The organism is Polaromonas sp. CG_23.6, from assembly GCF_029892315.1.
In the GTDB taxonomy this organism is placed as follows: domain Bacteria; phylum Pseudomonadota; class Gammaproteobacteria; order Burkholderiales; family Burkholderiaceae_C; genus Polaromonas.
Map to the genome: position 1 here is coordinate 3,665,472 of NZ_JARXUY010000001.1, position 23,392 is coordinate 3,688,863.

Below are 23,392 nucleotides of genomic sequence, written 5' to 3' on the forward strand. Positions count from 1 at the left end.
CTGGCTCATGAAGGGGTGTTGCCGGCACGCTGGGCGGTATGCTCCAGCTGGGAAATTGCAATGGCTACACTGCTGGCACGGCGGCTTTCAGCCGCGCTGCTGTCATCGCCCTTGTCATCCACCTGGCGCGACTGCGCTTCGTACAGCCGCCAGTAGTGGCCTTGCCTGGCCATCAGTTCGTCGTGCGGGCCAACTTCAACCACCTGCCCCCGGTCCATCACCACCAGCCGATCGGCTTTGCGCAGCGTCGAAAGGCGGTGCGCAATCGCAATCGTCGTGCGGCCCTGCACCAGGTTGTCGAGCGCCTTCTGGATTTCCTTTTCGGTCTCGGTATCGACCGACGAGGTGGCCTCGTCGAGGATCAGGATGCGCGGGTCGATCAGCAGCGCACGCGCAATCGAGATGCGCTGGCGTTCGCCGCCCGACAAGCCCTGGCCGCGCTCGCCGACCAGCGAGTCGTAGGCCTGCGGCAGCCGCAGGATGAATTCATGCGCATGCGCGGCGCGCGCGGCAGCGACGATTTCGACACGGCTGGCGCCAGGCTTGCCGTAGGCGATGTTCTCGGCAATCGTGCCGAAGAACAGAAAAGGTTCCTGCAGCACCAGCCCGATGTGGCGCCGGTAGTCGGCCACGGCAAAGCGCCGGATGTCAATGCCATCGACCTGAATGCCGCCGTCGGTCACGTCATAAAAGCGGCACAGCAGGTTGACCAGCGTGCTTTTGCCCGAGCCGCTGTGGCCGACCAGGCCGATCATCTCGCCGGGCTTTATTTCCAGGTCGAGCCCGCGAATCACCGACCGGTTACCGTAGCGAAAGCCCAGTCCCTTCATGTCGATGCGGCCCTGCAGTTTGTCAATCTTCACTGGCTGCGCGGGCTCCGGCACGTTGGACACATGGTCCAGGATGTCGAAGATGCGCTTGGCGCCGGCCGCCGCCTTTTGCGTCACCGAGACGATGCGGCTCATCGAGTCGAGCCGGCCATAGAAACGGCCAATGTAGGCGATGAAGGCGGTCAGCACGCCGACGGTGATCTGCTGCTTCGACATCAGCCAGATGCCAAAGGCCCAAACCACCAGCAGGCCGATTTCGGTCAACAACGACACCGTGGGGGTGAACAGCGACCAGACCTTGTTCAGCCGGTCATTGACCGCCAGGTTCTGCTGGTTGACGACCCGAAAGCGCTCGGCCTCGCGCTTTTCCTGGGCAAACGCCTTGACCACCCGGATGCCGGGAATGGTGTCGGACAGTACATTGGTCACATCCGACCAGACGCGGTCGATCTTTTCAAAACCGGTGCGCAGCTTGTCGCGCACCACATGGATCATCCAGCCGATAAAGGGCAGCGGCAGCAAGGTCGCCAGCGCCAGCCAAGGGTTGATGGAAAAAAGGATGGCGGCGGTCATGCCGATCATCAGCACGTCGGTGGCAAAGTCCAGCGCGTGCAGCGACAAAAACACGCAGATGCGGTCGGTTTCAGAGCCGATGCGCGACATCAGGTCGCCGGTGCGCTTGGCGCCAAAATAGTCCAGCGACAGCTCCAGCAAGTGGTCGAACGTAGCGGTTCGGAGGTCGGCGCCGATGCGCTCGGACACCAGCGCCAGCAGGTAGGTGCGCGCCCAGTTCAGCGCCCAGCCCAGCAGTGCGGCGGCCAGCAGCGCCCCCAGGATCAACCCGACCTTGCCGGGTTCGATCTGCTGGCCGTTCTGGTACGGGATCAGGATGTCGTCCATCAGCGGAATCGTGAGATACGGCGGCACCAGCGTGGCGGCGGTCGACGCCAGCGTCAGCAAAAAACCCGACAGCAGCTGCCAGCGGTAGGGCCGGGCAAAACGCCACAGCCGCAGCAACACCCAGGTCGAGGGCGGCGTGTGGACTTCGCGGGCGCACGCCGGGCACTCGTCGGTGTCAGGCGGCAACGGCGTATCGCATTCGGGGCACAGAGGAATCTCCTGCGCAGGACGGTCCGCCTCAATCGCCTTGAGCCGGGCTGCGCTGGCCTGTCGCTGGGCCTGCTGCTGTCCAAACAGACGCACCATGCGCAGCGCTTGTGGATTCGCGCCCAGGGTGAAGCGCCAGATGGCCAGGCGCCGCGAAGGCTCGCCCTGGACGTTGTGCAGTTCCAGCGTTGCAACACCGGCATGGTCGAAGTGTCGCAAATCGAGCTTTTGAATGGGCTCGTCGTCATGGTTCTGCATAAACAGGCTGGACCATTTGCCGGCTGCATTGCGCGACAGCAGGCGGCGATCTGTCAGGACCAGCGCGCCGGCAGCAAAATGCAGCGACGGGTCCAGGTCAACCAGCAGGGTACACAAAACGTTCTCTTGGGTTGCCAGCTGTGATGCCAGCCCTGCAAGTGCCGGGGCGTCGGAGCTGGAATCTTCCACAGGGTGCTGATTTTGCATGTTGTCTCGAATTCATTTACCGGTCATGACCGTGTTGCCGGCGGCGGTTCCAACACCCCGTCAGTTGTACGGGCGGAGTGCCAAGGGTAGCCAAAACCTGGATTTTCGCCCAAGCGGCTGGCTGGCCTGTGAGGTTAACCTCCAGAAATCGGTGGCAGCCCCCGACCCTGCAGTGCCCAATTCGTAAAGCGGCACAATGGGCTTGACCCATTCATCACAATTTTTTCTTCCAACCCTGGCCGGCATGTCGCCGGACCGGAATCAAAACGTCGCACCGGCCAAGCCGGTTGACCCTAATAAATTTGTCAACCATGAGCAAACTGGACGATATCAAACTGCTGCGCATCCACTACCTGCGCGGACCCAACATCTGGACCTATCGGCCAGTGCTGGAAGTGTGGCTGGACCTGGGCGTTCTGGAAGATTTTCCGAGCAACCTGCTGCCCGGCTTCAATGACCGCTTGCTGGGCCTGCTGCCAGCGCTGATGGAGCACCACTGCGGCGTTGGCGAGCGCGGCGGCTTTCTGCAGCGCCTGAACGAAGGCACTTGGACCGGCCATGTGCTGGAGCATGTGGTGATCGAGCTGCTCAATCTGGCCGACATGCCGACCGGCTTTGGCCAGACGCGCAGCACGTCGAAGCACGGCGTGTACCGCATGGTGTTCCGGGCACGCAATGAACAGGTTGCCCGCACCGCACTGGCAGAGGGCCACCGTCTGCTGATGGCCGCCATCAATGACGAGCCTTATGGCGCAGCCGGTGTCGGGCAAGCCGTGCAGGCCATTCGCGACCAGATTGAAAACAGCTACCTCGGCCCCAGCACCGCAGCCATCGTGGCGGCGGCGACTGACCGGGGCATTCCGCACATCCGCCTGAACGACGGCAACCTGGTGCAACTGGGCTATGGCGCCAGCCAGCGGCGCATCTGGACGGCCGAGACCGATCTGACCAGCGCCATTGGCGAAAGCATTGCCCATGACAAGGACCTGACCAAAAGCCTGCTGGCCAGCTGCGGCGTGCCGGTGCCAGAAGGCGCCGTCGTCAACAGCGCCGAAGAAGCCTGGGATGCGGCGCAGGACATTGGCCTGCCGGTGGTCGTCAAGCCGTCGGACGCCAACCACGGCCGGGGCGTGTCGCTGGACCTGAACACCCGCGAACAGGTCGAGGCGGCCTTTGCCATCGCCGAACCCGAAGGCAGCGATGTGATGGTCGAGCGCTATGTACGCGGCCACGAACACCGCCTGCTGGTCGTGGGCGGGCGCGTGGTGGCCGCCGCGCGGGGAGAAGTCGCGATGATCACCGGCGACGGCAAACAGACGGTCAGGCAACTGATCGACGAACAGATCAACACCGACCCCCGGCGCGGCCTGGGTGAAGATTTTCCGCTCAGTCGCATTGACACCGACATCGATGGCGCCATCGTGCTCGAACTGCAACGCCAGGGCTTGACGCCCAAAGCCGTTCCCGCAGCCGGCCGCGAGGTGCTGATCCAGCGCAACGGCAATGTGTCCATCGACTGCACCGACGACGTTCACCCTGACGTGGACTACATCGTCTCCCTGGCCGCCCGCGTGGTGGGTCTGGACATTGCCGGCATCGACGTGGTGGCGCAGGACATCTCGCGTCCGCTGCACAGCCAGGGTGGCGCGATTGTCGAGGTCAATGCCGGCCCCGGCCTGCTGATGCACCTCAAGCCTGCGCAGGGCGCGCCCCGACCCGTGGGCCGCGACATCTGCGACCACCTGTTTGCGCGCCATGTTGAAACGCCGGGCTACCGCATCCAGGAAAGCAACGGCCGCATTCCCATCGTCGGCATTGCCGGGCAGCAAGGCACGCAGCACATTGCGCGGCTGGTGGCGTGGCTGTTGCACCTGTCGGGCCGCTACACCGGCCTGGCCTGCCGGGACGGCCTGTTCCTGGACCAGCGCCGCGTGGAAAGCGCTGACAGCACGAACTGGGAAGCGGGCCAACGCCTGCTGATCAACCGGGCGGTTCAAGCGGCGGTGTTTGAAAACGGCGCCGACACCATTTTGCGCACCGGGCTGGCCTATGACCGCTGCCAGGTTGGCGTGGTCACCGACCTGGGCGGCACTGCCGAACTGGCAGAATTCGATATTTTTGACGACGCCCAGATGGTCAAGGTCATTCGCTCACAGGTCGATGTGGTGCTCCCGGACGGCGCAGCGGTGCTCAATGCCGCCGATGCCGGCGTGGTGGAGATGCAGTCACTGTGCGATGGCGAAGTGATTTTCTACAGCACCGACCCGCAGGCAGCAGCCCTCGCTGCGCACCGCGCCAGCAATGGCCGGGCGGTGTACATACGGCAAAACCAGGTGGTGCTGGCCACCGGCGGGGCCGAGTCCTTTTTGCCCGGCTTGCACAAACTCAGTGCCTGGTGCGCGCGCCATGCAAAAAGCGGCATCGCCGAGCCGTCGCTGCTTGCCGCTGTCGCCACTGCCTGGGCACTCGATATTCCGCTCAACCTGATTGGCGCGGGCATCGAGGCTTTTGAATCCAACCCACTACCTGCCGGAAAGACCGCCTGATGGAAGTTTCCCGCATCCGGGCCCTGCGCGGCCCCAACCTCTGGAGCCGGCGCACCGCCCTCGAGGCCATCGTCACTTGCAGCCCCGACGAGAGTTCCATCGACAACCTGACGGGTTTCGAGTCCCGCATTCGGGCACTGTTTCCGGACATCGGCATTCTGCGCGACAGCGGCCCGGCCGGTCCGGTTTCGCTGGCTCATGTGCTGGAAGCGGTGGCGTTCGAGTTGCAAGCCTATGCCCGCTGCCCGGTCACCTTCAGCCGCACGTCTGCCACGCTGGAAGCCGGTATTTACCAGGTCGTGGTTGAGTACAGCGAAGAAGCGGTGGGCCGCCTGGCCTTCGAGCTGGCTCAGGCACTGGTACATGCCGCCCTGCACGACGGCTCTTTTGACGTGCAGGCCGCCATCGACCGCTTGCGCGATCTGGATGAAGACGAGCGCATGGGCCCGAGCACCGGCGCGATTGTCGATGCGGCCCTGGCTCGCGACATTCCCTTTCGCCGCCTGACCAAGGGCAGCATGGTGCAATTTGGCTGGGGTTCGCGCCAGCGCCGCATCCAGGCCGCCGAACTCGACAGCACCAGCGCCGTGGCTGAGTCGATTGCGCAGGACAAGGACCTGACCAAAAAACTGCTGCGTGCCGCTGGCGTTCCCGTGCCGTTGGGCCGGCCGGCCCGCGACGCGGACGACGCCTGGGCAGCAGCCCTGGAAATCGGCCTGCCAGTGGTGCTCAAGCCGCAGGATGGCAACCAGGGCAAGGGTGTAACGGTCAACGTCACAACCCGCGAGCACCTGGGCATCGCCTACCGCGCCGCCGCCGAGCATGGCGAGGTCATGGTCGAGCGCTTTTTGCCGGGCTGCGACTTTCGCCTGCTGGTCGTTGGCGACAGGCTGGTCGCCGCCGCCCGGCGCGAACCGCCACAGGTGGTCGGTGACGGCCTGAACACCGTGCGCGCGCTGGTCGATACCGTCAACCAGGACCCCCGCCGCGGCGAAGGCCATGCCACCTCGCTGACCAAGATCCGCTTTGACGAGATCGCTGTGGCCCGGCTTGATGTTCAGGGCCTGAGCCCTGAATCGATCCCAGCCAAGGGCCAGCGTGTGATCCTGCGCAACAACGCCAACCTGAGCACCGGCGGCACCGCCACCGATGTGACCGACGAAGTGCACCCCGAGGTTGCCGCCCGCGCCGTGGCGGCCGCGCAGATGATCGGCCTGCACATCTGCGGCGTCGATGTGGTGTGCGAGAGCATGCTGCTGCCGCTGGAAGCGCAAAACGGCGGTGTGGTCGAGGTCAATGCCGCACCCGGCCTGCGCATGCACATCTCGCCGTCTTACGGCAAGGGCCGCGCGGTGGGAGCCGCCATGATCGACGAGCTGTTTCCGGCCGGCGACAACGGCCGCATTCCGGTGATTGCGGTGACCGGCACCAACGGCAAGACCACCACCACGCGCCTGATTGCCCACCTGCTGGCCGCGCATGGCCTGCGCACCGGCATGACCAACACCGACGGCGTGTACATCAACGGCCGGCAAACCGACAGCGGCGACTGCAGCGGCCCGAAAAGCGCACGCAACGTCTTGATGCACCCGGACGTGGACGCTGCCGTGTTTGAAGTCGCGCGCGGCGGCGTGCTGCGCGAAGGCCTGGGCTTTGACCGCTGCGAAGTCGCCGTGGTCACCAACATCGGCAGCGGCGACCACCTCGGGCTGAACTACATCACCACGGTGGAAGACCTGGCGGTGCTCAAGCGCGTGATCGTGCAGAACGTCGCGCCCACCGGTTACGCGGTGCTCAACGCGGCCGACGCCATCGTCACCGGGATGGCCAGGGCCTGCCCCGGCAAGGTGATCTTTTTTGCCACCGACCGCCACCATCCGCTGATGGCGACGCACCGGGCGCAGGGCAAGCGCACGGTGTTTGTCGACGGCCCGATGCTGGTGGCCGCCGAAGGCTCGCGCGTCGAGCGCATTGCGCTGCAAGGCATTCCTGTGACGCGCGGAGGCACCATCGGCTTTCAGGTCGAGAACGCCATGGCGGCCGTGGCGGCGGCCTGGGCGGTCAACCTGAGCTGGGACACGATCAAAAGCGGCCTGGCCAGCTTCGTCACCGACACGCACAATGCGCCGGGCCGCTTCAACGTGATGGACTACGCCGGTGCTACCGTGATCGCCGACTATGGCCACAACCCCGACGCCATGCATGCATTGGTGGCCGCTGTGAATGCCATGCCGGCGCAGCGTCGCAGCGTGGTCATCAGCGGCGCAGGCGACCGGCGCGACAGCGACATCACCGATCAGACGGTCATTCTGGGCGCCGCATTCGACGACGTGATCCTCTACCAAGACGCCGCCCAGCGCGGCCGGGCCGACGGCGAGGTGATGGCGCTGCTGCGGGGCGGCTTGCAGGGCGCCAGCCGCACGTCACGCATTGACGAAGTGCGCGGCGAGTTTGCAGCCATCGACGAGGCGCTGTCCCGCCTGCAGCCGGGCGACCTGTGCCTGATCCTGGTCGACCAGGTGCAGGAAGCACTGGACCACTTGGCGCTGCGCATCAGCGAGGCAAAAGACAAATTGCTGGCGCGTTCCTGAAGCCCGGGCCGGCAGCAGCAGGTGCAAGCCGGCCCTCGAATCACGGCCAGCGCCGCCACAAGCCGCCGGTCCAATTTTTAGTCAAATAGGTCGTTTGCGCACAATGCACGGGCGTTAGCAGCTATTTATTAAATAGCAAACTACAAATCTTTCAGTCAACTGCCGCGTTAAACTTCGGCGATGACATGGAACGCAACGCTGGCACTCGACTACAGCCGACAGGCTGAAAAAACCGTCGCCCATTTTCGCCACAGCGGCCCGCTGCGCATCCTGCAAAGCCTGTACCCCGAGGGCGACGGCATCTGTCACAACGTCATCGTCCACCCGCCCGGCGGACTGGTCGGCGGCGACACGCTGGACCTGGCCTTCAGCGCCGGTCCGGGCGCGCACGGCCTGGTCACCACGCCCGGCGCCACGCGTTTTTACCGCTCCACCGGCGAAGCCGCGCTGCAGCACACCCGGTTGTCGCTGCAGGCCGGCGCACGCATGGAATGGCTGCCGCTGGAGGCGATCTGCTACAGCGGCTGCCTGGCAGAAAACCGCCTGACGATGGAACTCGCACCCGGCGCCGAACTGATCGGCTGGGACGTGACGGCATTCGGCCTGCCCGCAGCCAACCTGCCGTTTGCGCAAGGTCATTTTTGCCAGCACATCGAAATGCCCGGTGTGTGGCTGGAACGCGCGCGTATCAACGCCAGCGACACGCTGCTGCTGAACAGTCCGCTGGGCCTGGCGGGCCACCGCTGCCTGGCGTCGATTTTCTTCGTGGCCGGCAGCAAGCTGGAGCGAAACCGCCGGCAGGCCGCGCTGGACGTGGCGCGGGAAGTCATCGAAGCGCATGCCTTGTGCGCCACGGCAGGCGCCACAAGCCCCGATGGGCAAGTCGTCGTCGTCAGGGTGCTGGCGCCGCTGGTTGAGCCGGCGATGGGATTGCTCAAGCAGGTCTGGCAGGCCTGGCGCGGCCACTTCTGGCAGCAGCCGGCGTCCACCCCACGCATCTGGTCCATGTAGACAATACGTACCGGGCACAAAGCTCAAGGAGAAGCCGGTGTATTTTTTTGAAAGACAGGTCCTACAACTGATTCCGGCATAGCACGCATCCGGCCCGCCGCATTTCCTGTCAGAGTGCAACGCCAGGTGGTTTCACACTGGTGACATTCATTTTTGTCAGGAGCTCCGATCATGTTCACATCCCTCAAGTTACCTACTATGGCGAATTCGAACGTCAAACGCATGGGCCGGGGTGCTCGCTATTTCGGACTCACCACCCTGATCGTCATGTCTGCAGCCAACGCACAGGTGACGCCGCTGGACGCCACCGGCCTGGATGCCTCGGGCAAGGCCAAAAGTGAACTGGCCACTTGCAACAGTGGCACGACCCAGCAAGACCGGGACGCCTGCCTCCGGGAAGTGCGTAATGCAAGCGCAGAAAAACGCGCGGGCACGCTGCACAATGGCGGCGACTACAGCGCCAACGCCATGAAGCGCTGCGATGTCTTCAAGGAAAGCCGGGACTTGGCCGACTGCCGTGCGCGTGTCGAAGCGCAGGCGCAAGTCGATGGCAGTGTGGCCAGCGGCGGCGTGATGCGCCGGAGCGAGACCGTGGTGCCTGCCGTGCCGAAGTAAGCTAGGAAACGCCTTTAACCATGGTAGCCACGGCAACCACGGCAACCGGAAGACTGAAGAAAAACGCAGCGCCCTCGCCCACCGCGCCCTGTGCCCAGATGCGGCCACCGTGGCGGGTAACGATCCTGTGTGTCGTTGCCAGCCCTATACCGGTGCCTGAAAATTCTCCGGGCGAATGCAGGCGCTGGAAAGTACCGAAAAGCTTTTCGGCATAGGCCATGTCAAAACCGGCCCCGTTGTCACGGACATAGAACGTTTTCATGCCTGCACCGTCTTCGGGCAAATAGCCCATCCAGATTTCCGCCCCGGCCGTGTTGACCGTGAATTTCCAGGCATTTCCGATCAGGTTTTCCATCACCTGACGCAGCAACGCACGGTCGCCCACCGCCATCAGACCAGACTGCACATTGACTTTCACCACACGGCCATTGTCCCGCTCACTGCAGGCTTGCAGCACCGCTGCCGCCATCGCGCCCAGGTTGACGGTTTCGCTTTTCAGGCTGGTTCGCGACACGTGGGCCAGCGACAACAGGCCATCGGTCAGTTCGTCCATTTGCCTCACACCGGCGCGAATGCGGTGCAGGTAATGCTTGGCTCGTTCGGCTGTCCCGAGGGCAATGGACTTTTCAAGCAGATGGCTAAAGCCGTCGATCGAGCGCAACGGTGCCCGCAAATCGTGCGCCACGGAGTATGAGAAAGCCTCCAGTTCCTTGTTGGCAGCTTCCAGTTCGGCAGTGCGCTGCCTGACCTTGTCTTCAAGTTTTGTATTGAGGTTGTTGATCTCGGCCTCGGCCCGTTTGCGCTTGGTCACGTCACGCAAAAACAGGTTGCTGCAAGGCTGGCCGCCGGGCGACAGGTAATTGCTCAACGACAGTTCACATTCAAACTGTGAGCCATCGCCCCGGTGCATGTTGACCTCGCCCCTGGCATAACCCGACAGCATCGCCTGCGCAACCAGGATATGAAAACGCGAGTCATGGCGGTCCACCAAGCCCGCCCGGCCGCGCTGCCGGATCTCATCCTGCGTCAGCCGGAAAAGCTTGCACGCCGCAGGATTGGCATACTGGATCGAGCCGTTCGGCATGGCCTGCAAAATGCCGTGAAGGCTGCTTTCAAACAACTGGCGAAAGTTTTCTTCGCTGGTGCGAAGCGCCAGCTGGGCGGCTTGCCGGTCTGAAATATCCATATGCATTCCGGACATCTGCTCCGGCTTGCCTGCCAAGGTCCGGGTTGACACCTTTCCCCGGGCCAGCACCCATATCCAGCGGCCGTCGCGATGGCGTATCCGGTGTTCACATTCAAAATACTGGCTCTCTCCCCGAAAATGCCGTTTCAGCGCCGCTATCAACGCTTTCACCTCGTCAGGATGGACGCGCTTGATCCAGTCTCTGATGTACTGAGGGCCCAGCTGCGCCAGGTCATACCCCATCATCGCTGCCCAGCGCTCATCAATCTGAAGCTTGCCGGTCTGCACATGCCACACCCATGTTCCCACATTGGTTCCTTCCACAATGTTGTGAAGGCGCTGGCGTTCAAGCGCCAGATCGGCCGTCATCCGCTGCGCCAGCGCCAAGGCGCGCGCGCGGCCGCTGCCCAGCAACCAGATGATCAAGGCCAGAAGGCCGCTCAGCAAGCTGCCTGACATGCCTACCAGCCAAGGCGCCAGCCTGCCCTGCCGGGCTTCAAAAGCTGTCGTGGTGCCCATGCGCAGCGTCAGCGGCCGCCCTCCGACCAGCACGACGCGCGAGGTCTCGAACATTGGCCTGGCGTCCTTTGCTAGGCGGGGAATTCCGCCGAGTTCAAACAACAGCTTGTCTGGCGTTGCGCCCAAATCATCCATGCTGTCATAGATCGCCAGGCGGGTCTGCCCCCCCATTCCGGCAGCGACCTCGGCCATTATTTCGTCCACCACCACAGGCGCAACCAGAATGCCCAGCAATTCGGCTCGTCGCTGCTCCACCGTGGCGAGCTGCAATCCCGCCCGGTAGATCGGCAGGTGAAATACAAAGGCAGGTCGCTGACGCTCATCCTGGGCCAGCTGCATGCGCCCGCTGAGCGTTGCCTCGCCGGTCGTGATGGCGCGCTCGATCGCCTGCATCCGGACCGGGTCGTCAGCAAGATTGAGTCCCAGCGCGGCCTGGTTGGGCACGGCAGGCTCCATAAACTTGATGACGTACAGCTCTGACGCAGTGCCCCGGTTTTTCACCGTAAACGCGGGGCTGCCATCGCGCCTTTGCGCTGCCACAAAAGCATCCACAGCGCTGGAGTTGACCCGTTCGATAAAGCCAAAGCCGCGAATTCCAGGGTATTCCAGGCTGACATTGCTCGACTCGACAAAGGCACGAAACTCGGCCCGTTCCACCGAAACGCTGGCGGCATAAACGCCCGCAGCCCCTTTCAGTCCGGTAAAAGGCAGGTTGAGGTGGTGTTTGACGTCCACTTCGGTGCGTTCAACCTGCTGCTTAAAGAGGTTCCTGGCCCGTGTTTGAAGGTCTTGATGCTGCCAAGCCAAGACCGCCGCAGTGATGCCCAAGCCGACGACCAGCACCAGTGCCGTGGTCAGACGCGTCATACGTGTATTGGCGTCGGAGCTGTTTTCGTCAGTGGACAGGTAAGAGTGAAAAACGTTCATCGAATCGAGCGCGTGGTTGACGCGCCCTGTGGAAATAGCCCGATAGTATCCCCCAGCTGTCCAGAGTTTTTTCCTGTCGCAAGACAGGCAAAACCGTGCGGCTTGTGGCTGTCAGCTCAGGCAAAGCGCAGCGCGCCCATCAGGAACAGGCAATTGCCGTGTCGCCTGGACAGCGGTCAGATAGCCACCAGTTGCCGCACGCCGTCGGCGGGCATGTTCTTGCCCAGCCCGCGCGCAATGAACTCGCCGCGTTCCATGACCATGTAATCGTCAGCCAGTTCCTCGGCAAAGTCGTAGTACTGCTCGACCAGCAAAATCGCCATGTCACCCCGGTCGGCCAGCATGCGGATGACGCGGCCGATGTCCTTGATGATGCTGGGCTGGATGCCTTCGGTCGGCTCGTCCAGAATCAGCAGCCTGGGCTTGGCGGCCAGGGCTCTAGCAATGGCGAGTTGCTGCTGCTGCCCGCCCGACAGGTCGCCGCCCCGGCGGTGCAGCATCTGCTTGAGCACCGGGAACAACCCGAACAGTTCGGCAGGAATCGGCGTGCTGGCGCTTTTGTACGCCAGGCCCATGCGCAGGTTTTCCTCGACTGTGAGCCTGGCAAAGATTTCGCGCCCCTGGGGGACGAAGCCTATGCCGGCCCTGGCGCGCTCGTAAGGCGTGTCTTTATGGATGGCTTTGCCGTTGAATTCGATGCTGCCGGTCTTGATGGGCACCAGGCCCATGAGGGATTTGAGCAGCGTGGTCTTGCCGACGCCGTTGCGGCCGAGCAGGACGGTGACCTTGCCGAGGTGCGCTTCGAGGCTCACATCGCGCAGGATGTGGGAGCCGCCGCCGTAATATTGGTTGATATTTTTGACTTTCAGCATGACTTTGTCCTTTTGGCGATTTTGGTGTGGCTGTGGCTTTGCTTGCACCTGCTGGCCGGGGGTAGCCCGGCGGCTACTCACTTTCTTTTGCTTCGCCAAAAGAAAGTAAGCAAAGAAAAGGCGACCCGGCTGCCTGGGTCCCTTCGCTGCGCTTCGGGCAACCTGTGATGAGGGGCAAAAGCGGGGGTCCGCGCAAACTCGCCTGCGGCTCAAACAGCGCGCGGCCCTGATCCCGCTTTTGCCCATCATCACAGGCTCAGCCAGAACGGGGCTTGCGGGAGCGGATTCGGATTCGGGGTCACATGCGGTCACTTTTTCATCGAAAGTGCTGTTTCCGCTTGATACGCCTGCACAAGCAGCTATTGAATTAGTAGCATTCATAATTCGCACCTGGGCGCGGTGGCTGTTGGCTTTTTTCCCCGCCTGTCCCGTCTGTCCGGGCCTGCGATGCCCCGGAAAAACGGGATCAGGGCGGCGCGCTGTTTGAGCGCAACGCAGTGAAGCGAGTTTGCGCCGACCCCCGTTTTTCCGGGGCAGCGCAGGTTGCCCGCAGCGCAGCGCAGGGACCCGGAAAGTCGGGTCGCCTTTTCTTTGCTTACTTTCTTTTGGCGAAGCAAAAGAAAGTGAGTAGCCGCCGGGCTACCCCCGGCCAGCAAGTGCAAGCAGCGGTAACCCAGCCACGAGCAAACACCAAAGCCGCCAAAGCCCAGATCACCGCCCAAGATAAACCTCAATCACCCGCTCATCCGCCTGCACCTGGTCCAGCGTCCCCTGCGCCAACACAGACCCGTCGCACAGCACCGTGACGATCTCCGAAATCGTGCGGATAAAGCCCATGTCGTGCTCGACCACCATCAGCGAATGCTTGCCTTTGAGCGTCAAAAACAGCTCGGCCGTGCGCGCCGTTTCCTCGTCCGTCATGCCAGCGACAGGTTCATCAAGCAGCAGCAGCTTCGGGTCCTGCATCAAGAGCATGCCGATTTCCAGCCACTGCTTTTGTCCGTGGCTCAGATTGCCGGCCAGGCGGTTCACGCTGCCCGCCAGGTGAATCGTCACCAGCATTTCAGCCAGCCGGTCGCTTTGCTGCGAATCGAGCTTGAAGAACATCGACGACCACACCTCCCGGTCTCGGCCCTTGTGGGTCTTGAGCGCCAGCTCCAGGTTTTCAAACACCGTGAGCTGCTCGAACACCGTGGGCTTCTGAAACTTGCGGCCAATGCCCAGCTGGGCAATTTCGGCTTCCTTGTGACGCAGCAAATCAATCGTGCTGCCAAAAAAAACCGTGCCTTCATCGGGCCGGGTTTTGCCGGTGATGATGTCCATCATCGTCGTCTTGCCCGCGCCATTCGGGCCGATGATGCAGCGCAATTCGCCCGGCGCAATGTCCAGGCTCAGCTGGTTGATGGCCTTGAAACCGTCGAAGCTGACGCTGACATTTTCCAGGTACAGGATGCGGCCATGGGTCACATCGACTTCGCCCGGCGTGGCAATGCGGCCGGTGCTGGCGCTGCGCCCGCCGGACTCGGTGTTGTTCAGCCCCGCTGGCGATGCGCCATGGGCTTGCAACCGGCGCGCGCCCGCTTCTAGAAGATCGGGGGTCATTGCTCACCTTTATTGCGAAGTTTCTTCACCAGCCCGACAACCCCATTGGGCAGGAACAGCGTCACGCCAATGAACAGGGCGCCCAGAAAATACAGCCAGAACTCGGGATACGCCACCGTCAGCCAGCTCTTGGCGCCGTTGACGATGAACGCTCCCACGATCGGCCCGATCAGGCTGGCGCGGCCGCCGACCGCTGCCCAAATCGCAATTTCAATTGAATTGGCTGGGCTCATTTCGCCGGGGTTGATGATGCCGACCTGCGGCACGTACAACGCCCCCGCCACGCCGCACATAATGGCCGAAATCACCCAGATCGTCAGCTTGTAGCCCAGCGGGCTGTAGCCCGAGAACATGACCCGCGTTTCCGCATCGCGAATGGCTTGCAGCACCCGGCCGAACTTGCTGCCGACCAGCCACTTGGCAAACAAAAAGAAACCCAGCAGCGTGAGGCCGGTCATGACGAAGAGCGTCATGCGCATGGTCGGCGTCGCAATCGGGATGTCCAGGATGCGCTTGAAGTCGGTGAAGCCGTTGTTGCCGCCAAAGCCGGTTTCATTGCGAAAGAACAGAAGCATCGCGGCAAAGGTCATGGCCTGCGTGATGATGGAAAAGTAAACGCCCTTGATGCGCGAACGAAACGCGAAGTAGCCAAACACAAAGGCGACGACGCCCGGCACCGCGACGATCAAAATCAGCGTGGCGGCAAAGCTGTCGCTGAAGGTCCAGTGCCAGGGCAATTCCTTCCAGTCGAGGAACACCATGAAGTCCGGCAGGTCGCTTTTGTAGTTGCCGTCGGCGCCAATCTGGCGCATCAGGTACATGCCCATCACATAGCCGCCGAGCGCAAAAAACACACCGTGGCCGAGCGACAGGATGCCGGTGTAGCCCCAGATCAGGTCCATGGCGAGGGCTGCGATGGCATAGCACATGATTTTGCCGAGCAGCGCCACCGCATAGGTGCTCAGGTGCAGCGCATGGCCTTCGGGTACCCAGAGGTTGAGCACCGGCGCCACGGCGCAGACCGCGATCAGCGCCGCCATGAAGGCGCTCCAGCCGGTACGGGTGAGCAGCGGCCCTTTGCCAGGAAGCAGGGCGCGCCCGGGGCTGGATGGCGCTGGCGGGAGGGCCTGAACTGGCGCTTCAGGCGTCAGATCGGTGCCCTGCTCCGCAAGCAAGGATTCGTTGATGGTGGGGAATGGTGTGCTCATGATTTATGCCTCTGCCGAACGGCCTTTCATGGCGAAGATGCCCTGGGGCCGCTTCTGGATGAAGATGATGATGAACACCAGCACGGCGATCTTGGCCAGCACGGCACCGGTCCAGCCTTCGAGGAATTTGTTCAGAATGCCCAGGCCCATGGCGGCATACACCGTTCCGGCGAGTTGACCGACGCCGCCCAGCACGACGACCATGAAGGCATCGACGATATAACCCTGCCCCAAATCCGGGCCGACGTTGCCGACCTGGCTCAGCGCGCAACCGGCCAGACCGGCAATGCCGGAACCCAGCGCAAAGGCGTAGGTGTCGATGCGCGCGGTGTTCACGCCCATGCAGGCGGCTATCGGGCGGTTTTGCGTCACGCCGCGCACGAACAGGCCAAGCCGCGTCTTGCTGATCAGCCAGGCCACGCCGAGCAGCACGGCTACCGCAAAAGCAATGATCACCAGCCGGTTGTAAGGCAGCGACAAATTGCCCAGCACCTGCACGCCGCCGCTCATCCAGACCGGGTTTTCAACACCGACGTTTTGCGCGCCAAAGATCGAGCGCACCAGTTGCTGCAGCATCAGGCTGATGCCCCAGGTCGCCAGCAGCGTCTCCAGCGGCCGGCCATAGAGGAAGCGGATCACGCTGCGTTCCAGCAGCGCACCCATCAGCGCCGAGGCGAGGAACGCCACCGGCACGGCGGCCAGCAAATACCAGTCGAAGGCGCCGGGCAGGTATTTCTGGAACAGGCCCTGCACCACGTAGGTGGCGTAGGCGCCAATCATCATCAGCTCGCCATGCGCCATGTTGATGACGCCCATCAGGCCGTAGGTGATCGCCAGCCCCAGCGCCACCAGCAGCAAAATGCTGCCCAGGCTGATGCCGCTGAACATCGCGCCCAGCCTGTCGCCCCAGGCCAGCGACGCCTCGACCCTGGCCAGCGCCGCCTTGAGCGCGACTTTCACATCGGCATCGGTTTCCAGCGGCAAGCGCTCGATCAGCACGGTCTTGGTGATGGGGTTCTTGCTGCCTGCAAGCTGGGCCGCGGCGTCCAGGCGCCGGGCCTTGTCACTGCTGCCCAGCAGGATGGCGGCGCGCATCATCTCCAGCTTGTCCTTGAGCTGTGGAACAGTCTCTGCGGCATAGGCTTTGTCGATCAGCGGCAGGCGTGCCTCGTCGGTCTCGCCGGTCAATGTCTTGATGGCGGCGGCGCGCGTCGCCTCGTCTTTGGACAGCAGCTTGAGCGCGGCCAGCGCGTTGTCCATCTCGCTGCGCAAATAATTGGGGTTGATCACGTCTTCGGCATCTGGCGGCAAAGGTACTTCGGCGCCGCTGAGCGGGTCCAGCGCTTTGCCGCCCTGGATGACGAACACCTTGTCGCCGCGCGTCTTGACGGCATCATCAGACAGCGCCTGGATGAAAGCGACAGTTTTCTCATCTGCGTCGGCTGCGGCCTTGTTCAGCGCCGTCACGCGCGCTTCAACATCGCCAAATGCGATGCCTTTTACCTCGTCTGCGCTTAAGGCATGGGCGGCACCAGCTATGAAAAGGGTAGCAATGAGGAATAGGTGTCGAAGTCGCATGAAAAAACCTGTAGGTTGGGCGGGCACGGCCCGTGGCGGCACGCCCAGACTGCAACTTCATTGAAAAGCGGTCACGCCGATTTCAAATGGCTGTCATTGCGGCCCCGGATCAGGTCCGGGGTTTCAGCACCCGCAATCCATGGCCCCGAATTCATGGATGCCGGGTCCCCGGATCAGGTCAGGGGCAGGCTCAGCCCGGCATGACATGGGTACATCGGAAACTTCTGCATCCCTCCCTCCCTCCCCCACCGGGGATGGGACGGGGTGGGGGCCGTTCCCGAATCCGGATTTACTTCTTGGCGACGCTTGTGCCCTTGACCGGCTCGTCAGGCTTCTTGTCGTTGCCTTCGATGTACGGGCTCCATGGCTTGGCCTTGACCGGACCAGGCGTTTTCCAGACCACGTTGAACTGGCCGTCGGCCTTGATCTCGCCGATGAACACCGACTTGTGCAGGTGGTGGTTCTTCTCGTCCATCTTGGACACAATGCCCGATGGTGCGTTGAAGGTCTGGCCGGCCATGGCGGCAATCACCTTGTCGGTGTCGGTGGACTTGGCTTTTTCAACCGCCTGCTTCCACATGTTGATGCCGATGTAGGTGGCTTCCATCGGGTCGTTGGTCAAAGGCTTGTCGGCGCCGGGTAGCTTCTTGGCCTTGGCGTAGGCAGACCATTTGTTGATGAACTCGGTGTTGGCCGGGCTCTTGATCGACATGAAGTAGTTCCAGGCCGCCAGGTGGCCGACCAGCGGCTTGGTGTCCACGCCGCGCAGTTCCTCTTCACCGACCGAGAAAGCGACGACCGGCACGTCCTTGGCCTTCAGGCCGGCATTGCCCAGTTCCTTGTAGAAAGGCACGTTGGAGTCGCCGTTGATGGTCGAGACCACCGCCGTCTTGCCACCCTGCGAGAACTTCTTCACGTCAGCCACGATGGTCTGGTAGTCCGAATGGCCGAAGGGCGTGTATTTCTCGTCGATGTCCTTGTCGGCCACGCCCTTGCTCTTGAGGTAGGCGCGCAAAATCTTGTTGGTGGTGCGCGGGTACACATAGTCGGTGCCCAGCAGCACCCAGCGCTTGGCGCCGCCGCCGGCCTTGCTCATCAAATAGTCAACGGCAGGAATGGCCTGCTGGTTAGGCGCTGCACCCGTGTAGAACACGTTCTTGCTCAACTCTTCACCTTCGTACTGCACCGGGTAGAACAGCAGGCCGTTCATTTCCTCGACCACCGGCAGCACCGACTTGCGGCTGACGCTGGTCCAGCAGCCGAAGATGACGGCAACCTTGTCCTGGCCGAGCAGCTGCTTGGTTTTTTCAGCAAACAGCGGCCAGTTGGAGGCCGGATCGACAACGACGGGTTCCAGCTTCTTGCCGAGCACGCCGCCCTTGGCATTGATCTCGTCAATCGCCATCAGGACGGTGTCTTTCAGCACGGTCTCGGAAATCGCCATGGTGCCCGACAGGCTGTGCAGGATGCCGACCTTGATGGTGTCCTCCGCCGCATGAGCCGATAGCGCAGGCAGCGTAGCCAGGGCGACGGCGGCAGTGAGCGCCTTGAGGGTGAATCGACGTTGCATGTGTGCTTCTCCGGTGGGTTTGACAAGTTGGCTTTTCGCGGGACGGGGCCTGGGAAACAGGGCCTTTTGTGTCGCGATGAATGGACTTTAGGGAAAAGCGGGGCATTGGGAAATACGCCGGGTGGCGTATGAGGCGTGGCGGGGATGACTGTTGATGCACGCCCTGCAAGCGCTGCAAACATGAAGCTTTATAAATGTACCCACGCAACTTTCAGTACGGTTTCACGCAGCCGTCTGCACCACCACCCGGTCTCGCTCAATGATGCGGCGAAAAGCCTCGCTGGTGGCCGCCCAGTCCACCACATCCACGCGAATCGACAGGTTGGAGGTTTCGAAGGCATCGGTGATGGCGGCCAGTTGCGCCAGCGTCAGCGGCTGGGGGGTCATCAATGCCAGGTCAAGATCGGAATACGGCTTGGCAGCGCGCCGGGCACGAGAACCAAAGGCCCATACCTCCAGGCCGGGAACTTGCTCACGCAAGATGTTCAATACGTCAACCCAATCACGGGGGGAAATGTCGATAGGCACTTCGGTCGTCATGACACGCTTCACGTCTGGGCGCTGCGGCGGGTCAATTCTTGAAGCAGCGCCTGGGCTTCTGCCAGAAAATCGGGCGCCATTGCAAATACGGCCTCGGCCTTGGCGGCATCGCAGGTGTGGCTGCTGTCAGTGCGCGCCTGCCGGTAGGTTTTCCAGTGCCGCCAGTCTGAACGCAGCAAGCCGCGCTCGTTTCCCAGCCGGATCAGATTTTGAAAGCTGGCAGTATCCAGTTCAGCCGGGCTGGCTTCAGTGGACTCCAGATAGCGCTTGAGCATTTTCCAGCTGAGTTCGTAGGTGAATTCAAAGCACTGGATCACCGAGTTGCGCAGTTGTTCACGCAAACCGGCATCGGCCAGTGCGGCGGGTGAACAGGCATAGGCCAGGCTTTTTTCAAGCTGCCCGATGGCGCTGCGCAAGGCAGTGAAGTCAAGGCCCATAGCGGGACTTTTTTAAAAATGTTGAATGAATTGTGCAACAGGCGTTAGCTGCTTGAATGCCCTGCATCAAGCAACAACCATTTGCTATAAAATAGATAGCTACCTGGGGAACAGGATAAAGAGTGAGCGATCCAAAAAAACTTCAACAATTTTCTGGAAAATCTTCTCTGCAGTTTCGCATCATGCGCGCCGCTCCGCAGCCCTGCCAGTCTGAAATAGACACGCCACCCCACCCGCGCAGCTGCTAAATTACACGGCTGAGCAGCGCAAAGCGGTCTCGGATCAACTTTTAAAAAATCAGGAATAACCCATGGCCAAGCTTTTCGCGGTTTACCAGCAACCCATTGACACCGCCGCATTCGATGAACACTACTTCAACAAGCATGTAGTGCTGGCCAAGCTGTTGCCGGGCCTGCGCAGCTATGAAGTCACGCAGGGCGACGTGATGGGCGCGTCTGGCAAGCATGGCGCGTATCTGGTTGCCAGCCTGGAGTTCGATTCCATGGCGGCCATTCAGGCCGCCATGGCGTCACCGCAAGGACAGGCCACAGCGGCTGATCTGGCCAATTTTGCCGGTGCAGGCGTAGACCTGATGATGGGCGAAACGCGCCTGATCTGATCTGGGCAAGCGCAGCAACAGGTACATCCCCAGCTCGTTTCGGAGCGCCGCGCAGGCTCAATGGCGCATGCCTGGCAAGGCCATCAGCAGCCACCATGAGCAATTCACGTTGTCCATATCCCAGGCGACGGGATCAGGCAGTGCGAGATGTTTTCTGGATGAAAAACTTTTTTCTGCGCCAAACAAGCGGCCAAGTTGCTGCTCCAGGTCAAGCCCGGCTTGGGCATCGAAACCAGGGTGCATTCCATCGTTTGGCAGGTGCTTTTTAGCTGACCAGGAAAATCGCACCACTTCCAGGCCGTAGAGCGATTCCAGGTGGTCACAACGTTCAAAACAGGCAGCCGGCGTGCTGTTGTAGCCATGCAGGTAGAGCAGTAAAGGTCGCGCTTGCTGAAACAGCTGTAACAATTCATTCATGGCTTCGGTGTTGTCCACGTCGCAGTCCATTTGCATCACTTTCCAGTCGGCTTGCTGTGTCTGTGGCGCAAGCTTCCGGAGGGCCTGTGCCAGCGGATCCGAACCAGCTGTAAACAGTTGTTTGTCAGCTGGCATGGCGCTTCTGCCTTCAATCTCATGACCGCTGAAGATAAGCATTTTTTTCTCCCCTTGTAAATTTTCTTTCACTGCACTTTTACGCACCCTCGAGGTATCGTGACCAAACTATCTGTCGGTGGATATCCCCCAAACAAGGATGAATTTCAAAAAGACTGCAGCGGCAAATCCGGCCAGAATTGTAAAAATCTGCCGACTAGTTGCTATAAAATAAATAGCTAATAAGCCATGTCTGATGAGCGAAAAACATGTAAAAGCTTCTTAAAAAGACGTGTTTTAATAAAGTCCGGTCCTACGCAGGTTTAGGCGAAAAACTCATGCGTCAGACCACCTATTGATACGGCCCAATGAAGTATGAACTTTATTGAATTTTCTCTATCGAAGAAAGATGGAAAAAGAAAATGCAAGAAAGCAGACGCTGGAGCAGCTTCACGAGCGGCGTAAGCAAGTCGTGAGGCTGCACAAAAGGGCAATAGGCATCATGCAAATTGTCTCCATGACGGGTCTGAGCTACCCGGCTGTGCGCAGGTGCATCGATCTCTTTGATGCGGGCGGCTGGCCGGCGATCCGACCGGCCTTGCGAGGGCGCAGCCAGGGTCTTGGGCGCACCCTGAGCCAAGCCCAGGAAGGCAACGTTCAGCGCAGCATCATCGACCAACGCCCTGAGCAGCTCAAGATGGATTTCTTCCTGTGGAGCCGGGCGGCCGTGGGCCAACTCATCGAGCAGGAGTACGGGGTCAAGCTGCAGGTGCGCAGCGTTGGCAAATACCTGGCCCGCTGGGGTTTTACTCCTCAAAAGCCTATCAAGCGCGCCTACGAACAAAACCCTGAAGCGGTGCAAGCCTGGCTCGAAGGGGAGTACCCGGCGATAGAGCAACGTGCCCGTCAGGAGGGCGCTGAAATCCATTGGGGTGACGAGACGGCGCTTGTCAACACGGATGTGCGCGGCAGAAGCTTTGCGCCCGCTGGGAAAACGCCCGTGGCCAGGACCATCGGCGGCACCCGGCAAAAGCTCTCGATGATTGCCACGGTGACCAACCAGGGAAAGACCCGCTGGATGATCATTGACGATGCGTTTGACGCGGACAAGCTCATCGAATTCTTGCAAGCGCTGATCAAGGATGCGGAAAAAAAGGTGTTTTTGATTTTGGACAACTTGCGGGTTCATCACAGCAAAATCGTCAAGGCGTGGGTGGCTGAACATAAGGAGGACATCGAACTGTTCTATTTACCCAGCTACAGCCCGCAACTCAACCCGGAGGAACGCCTGAACGCGGACCTCAAGCAAGAGTTGGGAAAGCGCGTACCGGTGCGCAGCAAAGCCAAATTACGCGATGCTGCCAATGAGCACATGACGTTGCTCGAACGCACGCCTGAGCGAGTTATCGCCTATTTCCAGGATCGGCGTGTTCGCTATGCCGCTTGATACTTCATCGGGCCGGATCAATAAAAGGCTAGGATGAATGGCTTGCCAACATTGAAGATATGGATTTCGTCATGCCCCAAACACTCGCATACTCTGCCACTTCGGCCGAAACCCCACTTGCGCCTTTCTCCTTCGACCGCCGCTCACCCGGCCAGCTTGATGTGGCGCTCGACATCCTGCACTGCGGCGTCTGTCACTCCGATTTGCACACGGCGCGCAATGAATGGAAAAACACCGTCTATCCCTCGGTGCCCGGACATGAAATTGTCGGGCGCGTCACGGCCGTTGGCGATCTGGTGAGCAAGTTCAAGGTCGGCGACATCGTCGGTGTGGGATGCATGGTAGACAGCTGCCAGCATTGCACGCCTTGTGCAGACGGCCTGGAGCAGTACTGCGACAACGGCTTCACCGGCACTTACAACGGCCCTGCGCAAGGCACTGGCGCCAACACCTACGGCGGCTATTCAAGCCACATCGTGGTGCGCGAGTCCTTCGTGCTGCACATTTCACACGCTGAAGCCGACCTGGCCGCCGTCGCGCCGCTGCTGTGCGCCGGCATCACCACCTATTCACCGCTGCGTCAGTGGAAGGTTGGACCGGGCCACAAGGTCGGCATTGTCGGCCTGGGCGGGTTGGGCCACATGGGCGTGAAGATTGCCGCTGCCATGGGCGCGCATGTGGTGCTGTTCACCACCTCGGAGAACAAGCGCGAGGACGCCTTGCGCCTGGGTGCCAAGGAGGTGGTGGTATCGAAAAACCCCGATGAAATGGCCGCGCATACCGGCAGTTTTGACTTTATTTTGAACACGGTGGCCGCGCCGCATGACCTGGACGCTTTTTTGGTGCTGCTCAAGCTCGACGGCACCATGACACTGGTCGGCGCGCCTGCCAGTCCGCATCCATCGCCCGGCGTGTTCAACCTGATCATGAAGCGCCGCCGCCTGGCAGGCTCGCTGATTGGCGGCATCCGGGAAACGCAGGAAATGCTGGATTTTTGCGCGCAGCACGGGCTGGTTTCGGACATCGAGGCGATCCGCATGGACGAGATCGAGACAGCCTACGAGCGCATGCTCAAGGGTGATGTGAAGTACCGCTTTGTAGTGGACATGGCAACGCTGTCCGCAGGTCAGCAAGCGACACCCGTTCAGCCTGCTATCTGATCGATAGCTGCCTGTTTCCGCATCACTTGCG

17 protein-coding genes are annotated in these 23,392 nt (G+C 61.5%); 7 read left to right on the top strand and 10 right to left on the bottom strand.

The annotated features are described in order from the left end of the window. Window positions 1–5 precede the first annotated feature (5 nt). Window positions 6–2,402 (bottom strand): ABC transporter ATP-binding protein, encoded by a 2,397-nt coding sequence (locus tag H4V98_RS17350; protein ID WP_196864430.1) that lies wholly within the window; start codon window positions 2,400–2,402, stop codon window positions 6–8. A 311-nt stretch (window positions 2,403–2,713) separates the two neighbouring features. Here H4V98_RS17350 and cphA (H4V98_RS17355) point away from each other — a divergent pair, with 311 nt between their 5' ends. The 4 genes from cphA (H4V98_RS17355) to H4V98_RS17370 all read left to right on the top strand — a co-directional run bounded on the left by cphA (H4V98_RS17355) (window position 2,714) and on the right by H4V98_RS17370 (window position 9,165). Continuing rightward, entirely contained in the window at window positions 2,714–4,948 is a 2,235-nt protein-coding gene (gene cphA / locus H4V98_RS17355; protein WP_196864431.1) for a cyanophycin synthetase, read from the top strand. After that, window positions 4,948–7,539: a cyanophycin synthetase gene (cphA, locus tag H4V98_RS17360; RefSeq protein ID WP_196864432.1), complete on the top strand. Its 2,592-nt coding sequence runs from the start codon at window positions 4,948–4,950 to the stop codon at window positions 7,537–7,539. The genes cphA (H4V98_RS17355) and cphA (H4V98_RS17360) overlap by 1 nt, the downstream gene beginning before the upstream one ends. Before the next feature lie 180 nt (window positions 7,540–7,719). Beyond that, window positions 7,720–8,550 carry an urease accessory protein UreD gene (locus H4V98_RS17365; protein WP_196864433.1) on the top strand — a complete coding sequence of 277 codons (831 nt, stop codon included), beginning with the start codon at window positions 7,720–7,722 and terminating at the stop codon, window positions 8,548–8,550. Between the two features lie 171 nt (window positions 8,551–8,721). Continuing rightward, the gene (locus H4V98_RS17370; protein WP_196864434.1) at window positions 8,722–9,165 is read left to right on the top strand and encodes a hypothetical protein; all 444 of its coding nucleotides are present in this window, start codon (window positions 8,722–8,724) and stop codon (window positions 9,163–9,165) included. A 1-nt stretch (window position 9,166) separates the two neighbouring features. On the opposite strand, the gene H4V98_RS17375 is transcribed toward H4V98_RS17370, so the two are convergent. From H4V98_RS17375 to H4V98_RS17410, 8 genes are all read right to left on the bottom strand, one after another. Continuing rightward, window positions 9,167–11,737 carry a CHASE domain-containing protein gene (locus H4V98_RS17375; RefSeq protein ID WP_196864435.1) on the bottom strand — a complete coding sequence of 857 codons (2,571 nt, stop codon included), beginning with the start codon at window positions 11,735–11,737 and terminating at the stop codon, window positions 9,167–9,169. A gap of 236 nt (window positions 11,738–11,973) precedes the next feature. Continuing rightward, window positions 11,974–12,669, bottom strand: coding sequence for an urea ABC transporter ATP-binding subunit UrtE (gene urtE / locus H4V98_RS17380; protein WP_196864436.1), 696 nt, complete (start codon window positions 12,667–12,669; stop codon window positions 11,974–11,976). A 711-nt stretch (window positions 12,670–13,380) separates the two neighbouring features. After that, entirely contained in the window at window positions 13,381–14,271 is an 891-nt protein-coding gene (urtD, locus tag H4V98_RS17385; protein ID WP_196864437.1) for an urea ABC transporter ATP-binding protein UrtD, read from the bottom strand. After that, window positions 14,268–15,479: an urea ABC transporter permease subunit UrtC gene (gene urtC / locus H4V98_RS17390; RefSeq protein WP_231374845.1), complete on the bottom strand. Its 1,212-nt coding sequence runs from the start codon at window positions 15,477–15,479 to the stop codon at window positions 14,268–14,270. The genes urtD and urtC overlap by 4 nt, the downstream gene beginning before the upstream one ends. A gap of 3 nt (window positions 15,480–15,482) precedes the next feature. Further along, window positions 15,483–17,057 (bottom strand): urea ABC transporter permease subunit UrtB, encoded by a 1,575-nt coding sequence (gene urtB / locus H4V98_RS17395; protein ID WP_196864438.1) that lies wholly within the window; start codon window positions 17,055–17,057, stop codon window positions 15,483–15,485. 289 nt (window positions 17,058–17,346) lie between these two features. Beyond that, window positions 17,347–18,627, bottom strand: coding sequence for an urea ABC transporter substrate-binding protein (gene urtA, locus H4V98_RS17400; RefSeq protein WP_196864439.1), 1,281 nt, complete (start codon window positions 18,625–18,627; stop codon window positions 17,347–17,349). Between the two features lie 222 nt (window positions 18,628–18,849). Then, window positions 18,850–19,179 (bottom strand): nucleotidyltransferase domain-containing protein, encoded by a 330-nt coding sequence (locus tag H4V98_RS17405; RefSeq protein ID WP_280757770.1) that lies wholly within the window; start codon window positions 19,177–19,179, stop codon window positions 18,850–18,852. After that, window positions 19,176–19,604 (bottom strand): HI0074 family nucleotidyltransferase substrate-binding subunit, encoded by a 429-nt coding sequence (locus tag H4V98_RS17410; RefSeq protein ID WP_196864441.1) that lies wholly within the window; start codon window positions 19,602–19,604, stop codon window positions 19,176–19,178. The genes H4V98_RS17405 and H4V98_RS17410 overlap by 4 nt, the downstream gene beginning before the upstream one ends. A gap of 310 nt (window positions 19,605–19,914) precedes the next feature. Between H4V98_RS17410 and H4V98_RS17415 the strand changes: the two genes are divergently transcribed. Continuing rightward, a complete protein-coding gene (locus tag H4V98_RS17415; RefSeq protein ID WP_196864442.1) occupies window positions 19,915–20,223 on the top strand; it encodes an EthD family reductase in 309 nt (102 codons plus the stop codon). Between the two features lie 57 nt (window positions 20,224–20,280). Here H4V98_RS17415 and H4V98_RS17420 read toward each other — a convergent pair whose 3' ends face one another. Further along, the gene (locus H4V98_RS17420; protein ID WP_196864443.1) at window positions 20,281–20,817 is read right to left on the bottom strand and encodes a hypothetical protein; all 537 of its coding nucleotides are present in this window, start codon (window positions 20,815–20,817) and stop codon (window positions 20,281–20,283) included. 346 nt (window positions 20,818–21,163) lie between these two features. Between H4V98_RS17420 and H4V98_RS17425 the strand changes: the two genes are divergently transcribed. Together H4V98_RS17425 and H4V98_RS17430 are read left to right on the top strand one after the other, a co-directional pair. Next, a complete protein-coding gene (locus tag H4V98_RS17425) occupies window positions 21,164–22,201 on the top strand; it encodes an IS630 family transposase (RefSeq protein WP_036804692.1) in 1,038 nt (345 codons plus the stop codon). 71 nt (window positions 22,202–22,272) lie between these two features. Further along, a complete protein-coding gene (locus tag H4V98_RS17430) occupies window positions 22,273–23,361 on the top strand; it encodes an NAD(P)-dependent alcohol dehydrogenase (RefSeq protein ID WP_196864444.1) in 1,089 nt (362 codons plus the stop codon). Window positions 23,362–23,392: the final 31 nt, after the last annotated feature.